The organism is Yoonia ponticola (assembly GCF_014199395.1).
GTDB lineage: Bacteria > Pseudomonadota > Alphaproteobacteria > Rhodobacterales > Rhodobacteraceae > Yoonia > Yoonia ponticola.
Genome location: NZ_JACIJM010000004.1, coordinates 343,823 through 357,970, shown reverse-complemented (window position 1 = coordinate 357,970; position 14,148 = coordinate 343,823). Strand labels below are relative to the sequence as shown.

Annotated in this window: 10 protein-coding genes; 5 read left to right on the top strand and 5 right to left on the bottom strand. The window is 56.9% G+C overall.

Features of this window, described 5'->3' with window-relative positions; translation table 11 throughout:
• The first annotated feature begins 148 nt into the window (after positions 1 to 148).
• Complete coding sequence (locus tag FHS72_RS09110; protein ID WP_183528262.1) at positions 149 to 1,210, top strand: ABC transporter ATP-binding protein; 1,062 nt, start codon at positions 149 to 151, stop codon at positions 1,208 to 1,210.
• A 121-nt stretch (positions 1,211 to 1,331) separates the two neighbouring features.
• Here FHS72_RS09110 and FHS72_RS09105 read toward each other — a convergent pair whose 3' ends face one another.
• The 5 genes from FHS72_RS09105 to FHS72_RS09085 form a co-directional block, all read right to left on the bottom strand.
• Positions 1,332 to 1,892 (bottom strand): PqiC family protein, encoded by a 561-nt coding sequence (locus FHS72_RS09105; protein ID WP_183528260.1) that lies wholly within the window; start codon positions 1,890 to 1,892, stop codon positions 1,332 to 1,334.
• A gap of 4 nt (positions 1,893 to 1,896) precedes the next feature.
• Positions 1,897 to 4,353, bottom strand: coding sequence for an MlaD family protein (locus FHS72_RS09100; RefSeq protein WP_183528258.1), 2,457 nt, complete (start codon positions 4,351 to 4,353; stop codon positions 1,897 to 1,899).
• On the bottom strand, positions 4,350 to 4,985 hold the full coding sequence (locus FHS72_RS09095; protein ID WP_183528256.1) for a paraquat-inducible protein A: 636 nt from the start codon (positions 4,983 to 4,985) through the stop codon (positions 4,350 to 4,352). The genes FHS72_RS09100 and FHS72_RS09095 overlap by 4 nt, the downstream gene beginning before the upstream one ends.
• Positions 4,955 to 5,572, bottom strand: a complete 618-nt coding sequence (locus FHS72_RS09090) for a paraquat-inducible protein A (protein ID WP_343042667.1) — start codon at positions 5,570 to 5,572, stop codon at positions 4,955 to 4,957. Before FHS72_RS09090 ends, FHS72_RS09095 begins: the two co-directional genes overlap by 31 nt.
• An 89-nt stretch (positions 5,573 to 5,661) precedes the next feature.
• Positions 5,662 to 6,285, bottom strand: a complete 624-nt coding sequence (locus tag FHS72_RS09085; RefSeq protein WP_343042666.1) for a nucleoside/nucleotide kinase family protein — start codon at positions 6,283 to 6,285, stop codon at positions 5,662 to 5,664.
• 240 nt (positions 6,286 to 6,525) lie between these two features.
• Between FHS72_RS09085 and FHS72_RS09080 the strand changes: the two genes are divergently transcribed.
• The 4 genes from FHS72_RS09080 (at position 6,526) to FHS72_RS09065 (ending at position 14,145) form a co-directional block, all read left to right on the top strand.
• The gene (locus FHS72_RS09080; protein ID WP_246414603.1) at positions 6,526 to 7,404 is read left to right on the top strand and encodes a YihY/virulence factor BrkB family protein; all 879 of its coding nucleotides are present in this window, start codon (positions 6,526 to 6,528) and stop codon (positions 7,402 to 7,404) included.
• 149 nt (positions 7,405 to 7,553) lie between these two features.
• Positions 7,554 to 10,370: a BapA/Bap/LapF family prefix-like domain-containing protein gene (locus FHS72_RS09075; protein WP_183528249.1), complete on the top strand. Its 2,817-nt coding sequence runs from the start codon at positions 7,554 to 7,556 to the stop codon at positions 10,368 to 10,370.
• 188 nt (positions 10,371 to 10,558) lie between these two features.
• Complete coding sequence (locus FHS72_RS09070) at positions 10,559 to 11,821, top strand: TolC family protein (RefSeq protein ID WP_183528247.1); 1,263 nt, start codon at positions 10,559 to 10,561, stop codon at positions 11,819 to 11,821.
• Complete coding sequence (locus FHS72_RS09065) at positions 11,818 to 14,145, top strand: ATP-binding cassette domain-containing protein (protein WP_246414601.1); 2,328 nt, start codon at positions 11,818 to 11,820, stop codon at positions 14,143 to 14,145. The genes FHS72_RS09070 and FHS72_RS09065 overlap by 4 nt, the downstream gene beginning before the upstream one ends.
• The last annotated feature ends 3 nt before the right edge of the window (positions 14,146 to 14,148 follow it).

Genomic DNA, 14,148 nt, shown 5'->3' with positions numbered 1-14,148 from the left:
GACTCGCGTAGTGTTGTCAACAGGTCGAGGTTAGTCCTGTTCAAGTTGCACATCAAACGCCTAGCGTATCTAGTGCAGAGGTCAGTGCGGGCGACCATCCAAATTTCGGGCGCAATCGCGCAGCAACATTCGTGAGGGGGAGACACATATGGCAGGTGTTACACTACATAACGTCATCAAGAAATATGGCGATGTCCAAGTGATCCATGGCATTGATCTGGAAATTGAAGACGGCGAATTCTGCGTTTTTGTAGGCCCGTCGGGCTGTGGCAAATCGACATTGTTGCGGATGGTTGCCGGACTTGAAGAGACCACCAAAGGGTCGATGCACATCGGAGAACGTGACGTCACGCGGATGGACCCATCCCAGCGCGGCGTGGCGATGGTGTTCCAAACCTACGCTTTGTATCCGCATATGACGGTCAAAGATAACATGGGGTTCGGCCTCAAGATGAACGGCCACCCAAAGGCCGAGATCGAAGCAAAGGTGGCCGAGGCGACCCGTATTCTCAAGCTTGAGGATTATCTGGACCGCAAACCTGCCGCTTTATCCGGTGGTCAGCGTCAGCGTGTCTCTATTGGTCGCGCGATTGTGCGCGGTCCCGATGTATTCCTGTTTGACGAACCATTGTCCAACCTCGACGCTGAATTGCGCGTTGAAATGCGGGTCGAGATCGCGCGTTTGCACAAGGAAATCGGTGCGACGATGATCTACGTGACCCACGATCAGGTCGAAGCGATGACGCTTGCCGACAAAATCGTGGTGCTACGCAAAGGTGTGATCGAACAAGTCGGCGCACCGATGGAGCTATACCGCGACCCAGACAACAAATTCGTGGCGGGCTTTATCGGATCGCCTGCGATGAATTTCTTGGACGGTAAGGTTGTGGACGGCGGCGTCGCAGTGGCCGGACTTGGCATGGTTATTCCGGCGGGCTTGTCCACGGCATACAAAGGCCACGCGGTGACAGTTGGCCTGCGGCCTGAACACCTAGAGGTTGATCCAAACGGCACGGCGCTGCGCGTTGATATGGTCGAAAGTCTTGGTGGTGTGTCTTATGCTTATCTGGTGGGCGACACTGGCGAACGGATCGTGATTGAACAACGTGGCGATGACCGTGTGGCTGACGGCGAAACAATCGGGCTAACCGTTGATCCGTCGCGTCTGTACCTGTTCGACGGCGAAACAGAGCAGCGTATCCGGACCTGAGACTGATCAGAGAATGACAAAAGCCGCGTACCTTGGGTGCGCGGCTTTTTTGTGGGCGATTGAAATGTGGAAGATTGGGGGCAGGCACCCCTCGCGTGGGGGATGCCTGAATCTGTCTGGTCTAGCGTGACAGCACGCGGGCGATGTCTTCAGCAAGCTCTAGCACCACTTGCGACTGTGCGCGCGCGATGCCGTTCAGACCTTCGCTGATGACGGGCGTGGTGAAGGCAAAGTTGCGTGCTGTGTTGCGGTAGTCGATACCGTCGCCGCCGATAAAGTACTGACCGCGCAGGGTGAAAATACCGTCGTTGCCTGCCAGCATTTCTTCGACGCGTACTTCAATCGTCACATCAGGGATGCCCGCGAATGGCCACGGATCGGGGCCAACGGTGGCCGACAGAATGTCGTTCAAGTGCCGCGAGATGGTCAGCGTCGTCGCCCGTTCCGGTTCATCCGCCCAGAGCACGTCGCCGTTGGTGGTGATCAGGCCCTCGGGGCTTTCGATGGAAATCTCGTCAGAGGCTGCGTAGCTGGGCAGCGATACCGTCCGCACGATGGCAGAACTGACGTTTGCACGTAGGTCCAGCGTCGAATTCAGCGGTGTCATTTCGACCCGATTGGTGGGGCCGGAACAGGCTGCAACCGCAGTCAGGGCCAGCGTCAAGAAAAGTGGTTTAATCATGATGTTATCGCCCTGTCAGCAGTGAAGAAGGATTACGTTGAATGGTCCGCGCAAGCGAGGTCACAGCGTCGGCTGCGGCCTGAATATCGCGCAGGGTTGCGGCGGTGTCGTTCGAGAACCGCGATTGTTCGCCATATGCGCCCGCGACCGCGTTGATCGTGTTGACCAGCCGCGATGTTTCGGTGGACAGACCCGGCAGGCCGCGTGCGGCAGTGTCGATGGATGTCGCGGCTTGGGCTGCGGCTGCAAGCGCTGCGTTGACGTTTTCGACTGCCCCACCTTCGCGCACAGTGGCGAGGAAGACGTTCAACTCGTCCAATGCGCCTGTCAGTGCGGCTGGCAGTTCGTTTGCGCCTTCGGTCAGCAAGATGCCGTCGATGGTGTCCAGCGTTTGCGTGGCTTGGGCGACGAGGTCGTCGATTTCCACGCTGTTGGCTTTGATCGTCAACTGTTCAATCTGCGCTGTGATCTGCGGCAGGTTGGCGGTCGCGGCCTCTAGCTGTGCCACAAGGTTGGTCGCCCGTGCCGCGAGTTCTGGCAGGGTTTCAACGCTCTCGGATATCGCTTGCGCGGCTGTGCTGGTGTCTTCCAGTGCCGCCGTTAGGTTCTCAACAGCACCACCTTCGCGCACGTCTGTGACCAGCCCGCGAATTTCGTCCAGTGCTGCTGTGACCGTCGCAGGGATCGCGGTGGTGGTTTCATCCACAAGGATCGCGTCGATATTGGCCAGCGTCTGGTTGGTCTGCGCGAGCAGTGCTTCGACCTCAAGCGCGTTGGCTTTGGACGCAAGCGCCTGAAGTTCTGCGATAATGTCGGGCAGGGCCTCTGACGCGGTGCCGATGGTGGCAACGGTGTCGTTGGCGGTGTTCAGCGTGTCAGACAAGGTGCCCACGAGGTCAGCTTCGGTCGCTGATGCTACGATGGTTGCGATTTCGGCCACAACCTCTTGGATGCCTTCAAGCGAGGTTTGCAGCGTGTCTGGTGCGCCTTGGATGCCGTCGGACGCGATGATGGTGCTGATGTCGGCCAGAATGGTCCGCAATTCGAGCGGTGCCGCTTTCAGGTCGCCATCGGTGGCAAGTGCCTCGATGCTGGCCATCAGATCAACGGCCCCTTGCATCAATTCCTCGATCGGCAGATTGTTGATCCGGTCCAACACGCCTTCAGCGGTGGCAGAGACGTCAGACACCAAGGATTCGGTTGTCGGGATGATCGGGAAAGGCTCGCGCAGCGGGTCGAGGAACATCAGGTCCGCGTTTTCCACGTCCACCAGTTCAACCTCGAGCGCACCGGTCAGGATGTTGCCTGTGACCAGCCGCGCCCGCATCCCTTGGGCCACAAAGCTTGCGAAAATCTGCATCGCGTCTTCGTCGGTGGTGTCGTCCGAGATGCCCAAGCGGGACGGGGACAGCCCAAGCGTGGTGCGCAGACGCACACGGTTGTTGCCGTTTTCTTCGACCACAATGGCGTTGATTGCAGAGACTTCACCGACGTTCACGCCTTGGTATTTCACAGCAGAGCCTTGGCGCAGACCGTTGACGGTTTCGTCAAACAGGATGCCCACGGTCATGGTATTGCGATCAGGGCTTTCGAACAGGCTTTCGCGGGCGGCTTGTTCGCTGTCGAACAGGTCAAATGTATCAACGCGCGGACCTTGGCCCAGTGGTTCGCCACCGGACACGACCGTATCAAAGGCGATACCGCCCTCAATCAGCGATGCGATGCTGTCCACGTTCAGCGCCAGACCGGATGCACCCACAGAGACCGAGAAACCGGAGGTGTCCCAGAACCGTGTGTTGGTGGTCACGAGGCGTGCGTATTGTTCTTCGATAAAGGCCGACACGATCACGCCGTTGCCGTTTGGATCAAGCACGGGTTCGTCAAGGAACCCAACCTGCAAGCCTTTGTGCAGGATTGGCGCACCTTGGGCCAGTGACGCACCAGTGGGTGCGCGCAGCACGATTTCAGAGCCCGCGTCGTTGGTCGCCAGCAATGGCGGGTCTTCGAGGCCGATGAATTCGCGTTGGTCAACGTCCGCTTCGGTGTCCCATTTGCCTGCGATATAGGCACCGGACAGCACCGTATCCAAGCCGGACACGCCGCGCAGCGTCACGTCAGGGCGCACGACCCAAAAGATCGCGTCATCATCAAGGTAGGGCGCGATGTCTTTGTCCACGCGCACATGCACCAGCACAACTTCGAGATTGTCCGCAAAGCTGACCTTTTCGACCAGTCCGACGGTGATGTCGCGGTATTTCAGCGGCGTTTCCTTGCTGATACCCGACCCGTTTTCGAATTCGATTTCGATCAGGATGCCGCGATCCTGATAGGTGGACCATGCCACGCTGAGGATCACCCCAAGGGCTGCAATCGGCACAAGCCAGATCCAACTGATCCGTGACCGCTTGCGCGGTCCTGCTTCGCGGACGTCAAGTTGTGCGGGGGATGGCGTATCTGTCATGTGGCGTCTGCCCTATCTGCGTCCCAAATGAGACGTGGGTCAAAGCTTTGTGCGGAAAGCATTGTGAATACAACCGACAAAGCAAAACTGATCGCGGCAATGCCGGGATTGATGGAAGCCAACGAGTCCAGTTGGACAAGGGCCGAAAGAATGGCGACAACGAACACGTCGATCATCGACCAGCGGCCAATGAATTCGACCGCGTCAAAGAGTTTGTGGCGTTGGTGCATGTTCAGCACCCATTTGCGCTGCACGCTGATCGCGAGATAGGCAATGGCCATGAATTTACCCACCGGAATGATGATCGAGGCCACAAAAACGATGGTCGCGATCCCGTAAGCGTGGTGGTGCATCAGATCGACAACACCGCCAAGGATCGTGCTTTCGCTGTGCGACCCTAGCTGATCCGTGATTAACATCGGATAAACGTTGGCCGGAATGAACATGACCAGTCCGGCCACCAGCCACGCCCAGACCTTTTGCAGGCTATCGGGCGCACGGCTGTGCAGTGTCGCGTGACAGCGCGGGCAAGACACGACGTCTTGTTCCTGCACCTGTCCGCAGCGACGGCAAGCGACCAACCCGGCTTCGCGGGCGGTGATCAGACCTGCTGTGTGTCCAGTGCCCGCCATATTGAATACCTACAAATGAGCGTGTCCTGCCAAGCGGTCAGAACAACAAGAAGGGTGAAAGCCCAGAACGCGGGGCCAAATGCGATGGTTGCAAGACCCGCGACTTTGACCAGTGCGACGGCCACGCCAACGATAAAAATCTCGGCCATGGACCACGGACGCAACGCCTCGGCGAGGCCAAAGGCGGATTGTGCGGCGCGTGTCGGTGTGCTGCCTGTGGCAAGCGGCGTCACCGCAAAGATGATCGCGCCAAGCCGCATCAATGGCAGAAAAATGATAAAGCCCGCAACGGCCGCAGCGAGCGGCAGGGTGAAGGTTTCTGAAAAGGCCATGACCGCCCCGATCACGGAGGTACTATTCGACTGGCCCGCCACAGAGACGTTCAGAAATGGAAAGCTGATCGCCGCAACCATCAGGAAAAACGAAGACATCGCCAAGGCCAGCACGCTGACAATCGCGGTACTGCGCTCTTGTTTCAGGACCACGCCACAGCGCACGCAATACGCTTTTGCCCCTTCGGGCAGTGACGCATTGGAATGCAGTGTATCGCAGTGTGGGCAAGCGATGAGATCTGTAGACGGCAACACGGATGGCAGTCCTTTTGCGACGAGTCATGAGTTCATAAAGCAGTGGGCCTTACGTGGCTATGGGGAAATGATTTTCGATTTTCCCATAATTAAAGAGATATGTCGCAGGTCAGGGCGTTTTCAATGATCCGTTTGGCATTCGGGATGTCGTTGCTTTCCGCGCGGCGGGTGGCCGCGGCCCGCGACAGGTTCTGATTCAACCAGCGCTGGATCAGTCTGCCGCGCAACTCGTCCATAGGGACGTCCAGCCGCACAGTCAGATCCCACAGCGGGGTGAGGCTGTCCCATGGGGCCTCGTTGAACATCAGGTAGTTGCCTTCGGCGATGATGACGGGTGCTGTGGGTGGGATATGCAATGCCCCAGCGATGGCGATGTCGCGGCTGCGGTCAAAGGTGGGTGCGATTACATCAGCTTTGGCGTGTAGGCGTTTGATCATAGTGACAAAGCCGTCCGCGTCAAAGGTTTCGGGCGCGCCCTTTTTCAGCAGGATTTCCCGTGCGCTGAGGATCGCGTTATCGAGGTGGAAACCGTCCATCGGCACCACAATCGCTGCGCATTTTTGCTGGTTGAGCCGCCGTGCGACTTCGGATGCCAGCGTAGATTTGCCGCTGCCGGGGGCCCCTGCGATAGCGACCATCACGCGGGGCTGATCTGCCCGCATCTCGTGGATTTTATCGGCCAGAAGGCTGACTTGTTGGGTAATATTTTTCACGTGGACTGCCTGTTTTTCCACGAGTCTAGGCGCGAATGACGCGGGCGAAAACACTTTGTTTGCCGTTGCGCGCATTTTCGGCGCAGGTGTTTTGGCGGGTGGATTAAGGTCGCGCCAGAGCCCTTTGAAATCGTGCGGAATTTTATCCTGTTCCGGCTAATTTCAACTTCGAGTGGAAAAACGCCGAAATTTGCCCTAGGTAAATAGGGCCTAGGTTTCAGGTATGTATCGGAGATGGTTTTGCAACAAGTACTCAAGGTTTGGCATACTGCGTATAGTGTTTGGACTGAGGCCGGCAAACGCCACATCGGATTGATCGCGGCGGGCGTTGCGTTCTTTGGGATGTTTGGTGTGTTTCCGGGGATTGCTGCCGTGATTGCTGTGTTTGGATTGATTGCCGATCCGGTGGCTGTGTCCGACCAGTTGGAATTGATGCGTGATGTGATCCCAGCAGGGGCCTACGGTATCTTTGAGGCGCAGATCAAAAGCCTGCTAAGTGCGCGGTCCGATGCGTTGGGGTGGGCGACATTTGTGTCGATCATGCTGGCGCTGTGGTCGTCGCGTGCCGCTGTGGGCGCGTTGATGAGCGGGATTAATGCGATTGAGGGGGCACCCTTGCGCAACGGCTTCAAGCAGATGTTCGTGGCCTTGTTGCTGACCGCGTCGCTGGTGATGTTGGCGACAGTTGCTTTGATGTCGGTCGTCGTGACGCCAGTGATTCTGGCCTATGTGCCGATGCCACTGTTCACGGCGTGGGCGCTGGAGGCCGTGCGCTGGTTGATCGCATTGACCGTGCTGTTCGGGGGCCTGAGCCTTTTGTACCGTTACGGTCCCAATATGAAGCCGCACCGCAGGCCGTGGATCACCCTAGGCGCTGCTATTGTCGTCGTCGTGTGGATTGGTGCCTCGGCTGGATTGTCGTTCTATCTGACCAATTTCGCGAGCTACAACGAGGTTTATGGCTCGATTGGGGCGGTGATTGGTATGCTGCTGTGGCTCTACATCAGCGCCTACCTGATTTTGTGGGGCGCGATCATCAACGCGAAACTTTATTACATAAAAACCCCTGTAAACGAAGGCGATGAGCCGCCTGAGGATTTACTGGGGGAACTATCGTAAATAGTGGTAATCGTGCCGCAGGTCGGATGAATCGGGCGAAAGTATGACATTTTCCCCCTAGATTTGGTGAATCCGTCCAGCTAACCTCTCGGTAATCAAAATAAGCGTGTCCCGTAAGAGGAGACGCATTCGAGGCGGAGTATAGTATTATGTCAGCGATTGATTTCGTTGTTCGCGGTGACGCGGGCGTTTCTCAACGTGGGTCCCTTGGTGGGGCTGACGGTAATTCACTGGTTGTAGGTGCGGGCCAAGATGTCTCGCTGAACCTGAACCGTGGGGACATTCTTTCCTACGTGCGTCAAGGTCAGGCCTTGCAGGTCACGCTTGTGGACGGGACTGTTTTGACGGTCGAGGGTTTCTTTACTCCTGAAGGCACACCAGTTGCCGACCTCTTTATCTCTTCTAACGGCACATTGGCGCAGGCTGAATTGGTCGCGGGCGAGGGCAACTTGTTGTTCGCGCAATACGTCGACGCAGACAGCTTTGGTAAATGGAGCCCTGACGACGATCTTTACTTTGTACGCGGTTCCGACGTGCAGTTGGCCGGTGTTGTGCCTGCTGACGAAGCAGCGGCCAGCCAGCTTGGCGGCGCGTTCTTGGGCGGTATTGCCGGTCTTCCGATGCTTGGCGCGGGTGCAGCAGCACTTGGCGGTGGCTTGTTGCTTGCTGGTACTGGCGGCGGCAGCGGCGGTGGTGACGGCGATGATGACGACGGCGGCGTTGCTGGCGGCGGCGGTGACGGTGGTGGCGATGGTGATCCTACCGATCCTACCGATCCGACTGATCCAACCGATCCTACGGACCCGACCGATCCGACGGACCCTACAGACCCAACTGATCCTACGGACCCAACCGATCCGGTTGATCCACCTGTTGTAGAGATCACAACTGGTACAAAAACGGCTGGCCACACTGTCAACGATGACGACTACCAAGACGGTGTCACTATCGGCGGTACAGGCACACCAAACACATCCGGTACAATCACCATCGGTGAAGTTACCAAAGACATCACAACAGATGCCGAGGGCAACTGGACTGTTGACTTCACACCTGGTGAAATCGACGGCGGTGAATATGAGACGGGCGTTGTTGTCACGCTGACAAACGGCGGCGGTTCTGCGTCTTCGACTGACGTTGTGGTTCTGGACACTGTTGCGTCCGTCACTATCAACACAGCCATTGTCGAAGATAACGGCCAAATCAACTTTGTTGAGGAATCAGACGGCTTTAAGCTGACTGGTACTGTCGAAGCTGGTTCAACATCCGTGACTGTGACATTCGAGGGTCAAACCTACGACGCTACGATCGACGGCTCTACTTGGTCGCTTGATGTTGCGGCTGGTGTGATTCCGCAGGGTGAATACGATCTGGAAATCGACGTGAATGCAGTGGACGCCTACGGCAACACAGCATCTACATCCGGTACGGTGAATGTTGATACGGTCACTGAAATCACGCTGGATGATACAGCTGGCGGCACTGATGGTGTCATCAACGCAGCAGAGCACGGCACTGGCCTTGCGCTGGACGGGACTGCTGAGGCGAATGCAACGGTTGTTGTGACGCTTGGCACAGGCACTGGCGCGGTTTCCAAAACTGTGACGGCGACATCTACGGGTGAATGGACCGCAAGCTTCACAAGTGAAGAGGTGCCAACAGGTCAGCTGCATGACGTTCCTGTGACCGCGACATCTACAGATGCGGTTGGCAACACTGACACAGCAACTGGTTCGATCACAATCGACACCGAAATCAACGTGACTGTGGGCCATAACGGCGGCAACTCTGACGTTGTGGATAACACCGTAAACGCAACTGAGAAGGGTGATACAATCGTATTGTCCGGTCAGACTGACGCGGGTGCAACTGTTGTCGTGACTGTTGCTGGTGAAGTGCTTGATACTGTCGTCGCAGGCAGCAACGGCGTCTGGATGACCAACTACGCTGGATCAAACATTCCAACGGATGCTGAAGGCAATGTTGCTGTCAGTGTTGTCGCAACCGACGCGGCTGGTAACAGCAAACCGGCATCTACATCCATCAAGTACGACACGTATGTAAACAAACTTGATTTTACAAACGACGCAGGCGTCGTTGACGCGAGCGATCAGGTGATTGCAGGCGACGACGTTGTCAACAAAGCCGAAGCAACTGACGGTGTGACGCTGACGGGTGTTGTCGAAAAAGGCTCGACAGTTGTTGTCAGCTTTGGTGGTGTTCCGCAAACTGCGACTGTGGACACCAACGGCAACTGGACTGTGACGTTCTCTGAAGCAGACATTGCGACTGCAGCAGCGGGTGAGGCAGACCTGTTCACAACAGATATCATCGTGAATGCGACTGATGCGGCTGGTAACGTGAAATCGATCAGCGACACGGTTGAGGTTGATTTGGTTGCACCTGATGCGGCTGATATTGTTCTTGTTGGTACGCAAGATGCTGGGGCATCTCTTATTGAATTGGGTGAGAATGGGGTTGTTGACCCTACATTTGCGCAATTCGTTAATGGCGCAGATAATGCGACTGACGTAAATCTGCGAGACAACACTGGTCCCGTAGACTTCAAGGTTAAGGTTGGAAGTGAAATTCCTGATGGTTCACACCTTATCGTTACCAATAACGATTCCGCAGGAAACTCCACCTCTACGTTGGTTGTGTTGCAAGACAACAACCCTGTAGACCTTGAAGCGGGTGCACTGGACAACTTCAACATCGCCGAAATTAACCTTGAAACTACCAATGGCGTGAGCCTTGAAATCACGGTTGACCAACTGCGAGCGTTGTCGCCTGATACTGATAGGCTGGTTATTCATGGTGGTGCGGATGACACTGTCACAATGTCTGAACTGGATGGTAAGGCTGTAAGCAGCACTGAGACGATCAATGATGAGCTCTACAACGTCTACGACTTGGGCGATGACACTAGCTTGGTCATCGACTCGTCAATCAACATAGTCGTCTAAACTCACGACCAAAGAATAGTCCCGAGGGCGGCGGTTAATGATCGCCCCGGGACCACCCCTCAAAGACCACAAAAATCAGGTCGAGGGTTAGGGCAAGTTTTGGCAGGTAGTGGGGCAGGCACGTGTATGGCTGGTGTAATCTAAAGGGTGTGTTGACGCTAACGTGCGTTGCGAGTTTGACTGCGTGTATGGACGGCGATGCCGGCGTTTCACGATCAAATACATTCACAAATGCGACTGAGGGTGAGGCTGTAGCATCCCCGCAAGCGGCATTGGATGCGAACCTGCAAGACGGGTCGCAATCGCAAATTATCGAAGGTCTTTTAAATCGCCGCTCGGTCTTGGGAACTGGTTCCTACGATCAAGTGGCTGATGCTGTTTTGGCGGCTAATGCGCGGGCGGCTGAGGCTGACTTGCGGGCCGCGACGTTGCGATCTGAGGCGCAGGCGTCGAACTGGTTGCCGACATTGGGTCCGAATATTTCGCTGTCGTCGCTTGGTGATGTTGTGACCGAATTGGTGGTGCAGCAGGTGTTGTTTGACAACGGCAAGAAGCGGGCCGAGCGGGCCTATGCACGTGCTGATGTTGAAGTCGCCGCTGTGGCCTTGGCCCAAGATACCAACCAGCGTGTGCTTGGCGGCTTGGAATTGTACCTGAACGCCGAGGCCGGAAAGGCCCGCGCGCATGTGAACTCTGCCGCGATGCAGCAGATGGAACGTTATGAATATGTGATGTCCGAGCGGGTCCGTGGTGGTGTGTCCAGCCGCGTTGATCATCAGATCGTCCAACAGAAATTGAACGCGATGCAATCCGCGATGTCGTCTGACCTTGAGTCCGCGGCGTCTGCTTTTGCGGAACTGAACGCGATGTCGGTCACGCCATTGGACGGGGTGACGGGTCTGTCGACTATCGGCCAGCCGGGGCCGGGTGCGCAGCCATTGACCGTGATGAAGGCCGAAGCCGAAGCGCAGCGCAGCATGGCCGAAGCCACCGTGGCCCGCGCGGGTTTCCTGCCGTCGTTGACTGCATCGGGTAGCGTCGGATCAGAAGGCAGCGGCGGCGGATTGAACGTCGGTGCTGACAACGGATTTGGCTTTGGCACAGGCGCGTCATTGGATGCGTTAGAAGCCTCTCAGGCCGCTGCAAACGCCCGCGTCGGTCAGGTCCGCGAAAACGCGAACCGGTCGCTGGAATCGCTACGCGCAGAGCTATCATCGTTGCGCCGCCAAGAGGCACAGGCCCAGACGCTTGCCGCCCAAGCCGCCAGCAACTTTTCCATCTTTTCTGAACAACAGCGGTCGGGCCATCGGTCTGTTACCGAAGTTGTCAGCATCTTAGAAACCAAGGTCAGCACGGAACGTGAAGCGGTTGCCCTGAAATACGAAGTCGCCCGCACAGAGCTGAAAATCGCAGCTCTTATGGGGTCCTTGGTGAACGGAGAACAAATATGAGCGGTCCTATTTTAGCGTTTGATATCAACGGATCACGCGGGGCCAAGCTGACACGGATTACGCCCAAAGCGGTGCCCGCATCCGAGGCGATTGACGGCGGTATGCCTGTGCAGCCGAAAATCACAGCACCGCATCCTGATCGGGCCGCGCATACGATGCCGGAACCTGCGGTTGCCCCGCAGGCGCAGGTCGTTGAAACGGCTGACCGTCCGGCGGCATTATATTCTGACGCGGCGGCGGCACGGGCCAATCTTGCGTCTGTTTACGCGGCTGTCTTGGGTGTTGATCTGCCGAAAGTCGAATTGCTGGAACGCATCACAGCGGCAGGTGGCGGTGATTTGTCCGGCACCGAAATCGCCAAAGCGCTGAAGGGCGTGGGGCTGGTTGCACAGGTTCAATCCGCAAACGTTCATCAGTCGTCATGGCCTGCCTTGGCTGAGATGAATAACGGCGAATTGGTTCTGGTTCTGGAACAGGTCGGCGAAACCGTCGTGGTCTATGACGCCGCTGTTGCTGATAACCGCACCGAAGTCGACGTGCTTGATTTCACACCTGTTTTTACGGGTAATGTGATCCGCGCTGACGTGGATGTTGGTGAGCTTAGCCGCCGTCATGCGAATGAGGGCCAGAAGGAACATTGGTTCTGGGGCGAAATCAAAAAGCTGCGCCGGATCATGTTTGAGGTCGCATTGGGATCGTTTGTGGCGAACCTGTTGGCCGTGGCCGTCGCGTTGTTTTCCTTGCAGGTTTATGACCGCGTGATCCCGCACCAGTCTACCGCGACACTGTGGGTGCTGGCGATTGGGGCTGGTTGCGCGATGTTGCTTGAAGCGTTCTTGCGGATTGCCCGTGCGCGTCTGATGGACGGGGCAGGCCGCAAGGTCGAGCTGCGCATTCAGACGTTGTTGATGGACAAACTGCTGGGCATGCAAGCGGGCCAGAAAGGCCAGACGCCAAGCGGGACTTTTGCGGCTGTGCGCGAATTCTCGTCGATCCGTGAGTTTTTCACGGCCTCTACCATCGGCACATTGACTGATCTTCCGTTTATCGTGCTGTTTCTGGCACTTGTGGCTTCCATCGGCGGCAACGTTGTGTGGGTCTTGTTCGCGGGTGGCATCCTGATGGTGCTGCCGTCGTTCTTTATGCAAAAGAAGATGATGAAGCTGACGATGGAAACGCAAGGCGCCTCCACCAAGGCATCCCGTTTGTTGCACGAAGCGATCTATGACGCCGACACGATCAAAGCGCAGCGCGGCGAAGAACGCTTTCGCCGGTTGTGGGGCGAGTTTTCGGCGCTGTCGTCACTGGCCACTTCCGAGCAGCGTAAATTGTCCAGCACCCTGACATTCTGGAGCCAAGGCGTGCAGCAGGCGACATATGTGTCCGCTGTTGTGGTCGGCACCTTCATGGTGTTCCAGGGGCAGTTCACCGTTGGCACGATCATCGCTGTGGGTATTTTAACATCCCGCACGCTGGGGCCGCTGACGCAATTGGCCGCCACGATGGCGCGTTGGTCGAACGTCAAAGCCGCGCTTGAGGCATTGGACGGCATCGCGCAAGCACCGCAAGACGTCGAAGAAGGCCGCACGTACTTGCGCAAAGAGACATTGAAGGGCGGCTACGAGCTGCGCGAATTGTCTTATACTTATGACGATGACGCGGCCAATACGATTGATATTCCGGCGCTTTCCATCAAGCCGGGGCAGCATGTTGCGGTCTTGGGCGCGAACGGATCTGGTAAATCGACATTGTTGAAAGTGTTGTCAGGCCTGCACCGTCCAACGGCGGGGCGTGTGCTGATTGACGGCGTTGATATGGGCCAAGTGATGGCGCGTGATCTGCGCCGTGGCATTGGTTATCTGAGCCAAGAGGTCCGGTTGTTTGCGGGGACATTGCGCGAAAACCTGAACCTGACGCTGCTTGAGCGGGATGATGAACGCTTGCTCGCGTCGCTTGATTTCGCTGGGTTGGGGCCGTTTGTGCGCAACCACCCTAAGGGGCTTGATCTGGAAATCCGCGACGGTGGCGAGGGTCTATCTATTGGTCAACGCCAGTCGATTGGCTGGGCGCGGTTGTGGTTGCAAGACCCGAAGGTGTGTCTGCTGGACGAACCGACTGCGGCGCTGGATCAGACGCTGGAATCGACTTTGGTGGACCGTCTGCACACATGGCTCGACGGGCGCACCGCGATTATTGCGACGCACCGTGTGCCGATCTTGGCGCTGACGGATCGCACGATGATCTTGCAGAACGGACGAATGATGGTCGATGGACCACGTGACGAGGTGCTTGCGCATCTCCAAAAAGAAAAGAAGGCAGGGTAAACC

Bases quoted from the DNA above. Each gene is read 5' to 3' on its own strand.
- FHS72_RS09110 (WP_183528262.1), top strand. From the start codon at position 149: ATGGCAGGTGTTACACTACATAACGTCATCAAGAAATATGGCGATGTC.
- FHS72_RS09105 (WP_183528260.1), bottom strand. From the start codon at position 1,892: ATGATTAAACCACTTTTCTTGACGCTGGCCCTGACTGCGGTTGCAGCC.
- FHS72_RS09100 (WP_183528258.1), bottom strand. From the start codon at position 4,353: ATGACAGATACGCCATCCCCCGCACAACTTGACGTCCGCGAAGCAGGA.
- FHS72_RS09095 (WP_183528256.1), bottom strand. From the start codon at position 4,985: ATGGCGGGCACTGGACACACAGCAGGTCTGATCACCGCCCGCGAAGCC.
- FHS72_RS09075 (WP_183528249.1), top strand. From the start codon at position 7,554: ATGTCAGCGATTGATTTCGTTGTTCGCGGTGACGCGGGCGTTTCTCAA.
- FHS72_RS09070 (WP_183528247.1), top strand. From the start codon at position 10,559: ATGGACGGCGATGCCGGCGTTTCACGATCAAATACATTCACAAATGCG.
- FHS72_RS09065 (WP_246414601.1), top strand. From the start codon at position 11,818: ATGAGCGGTCCTATTTTAGCGTTTGATATCAACGGATCACGCGGGGCC.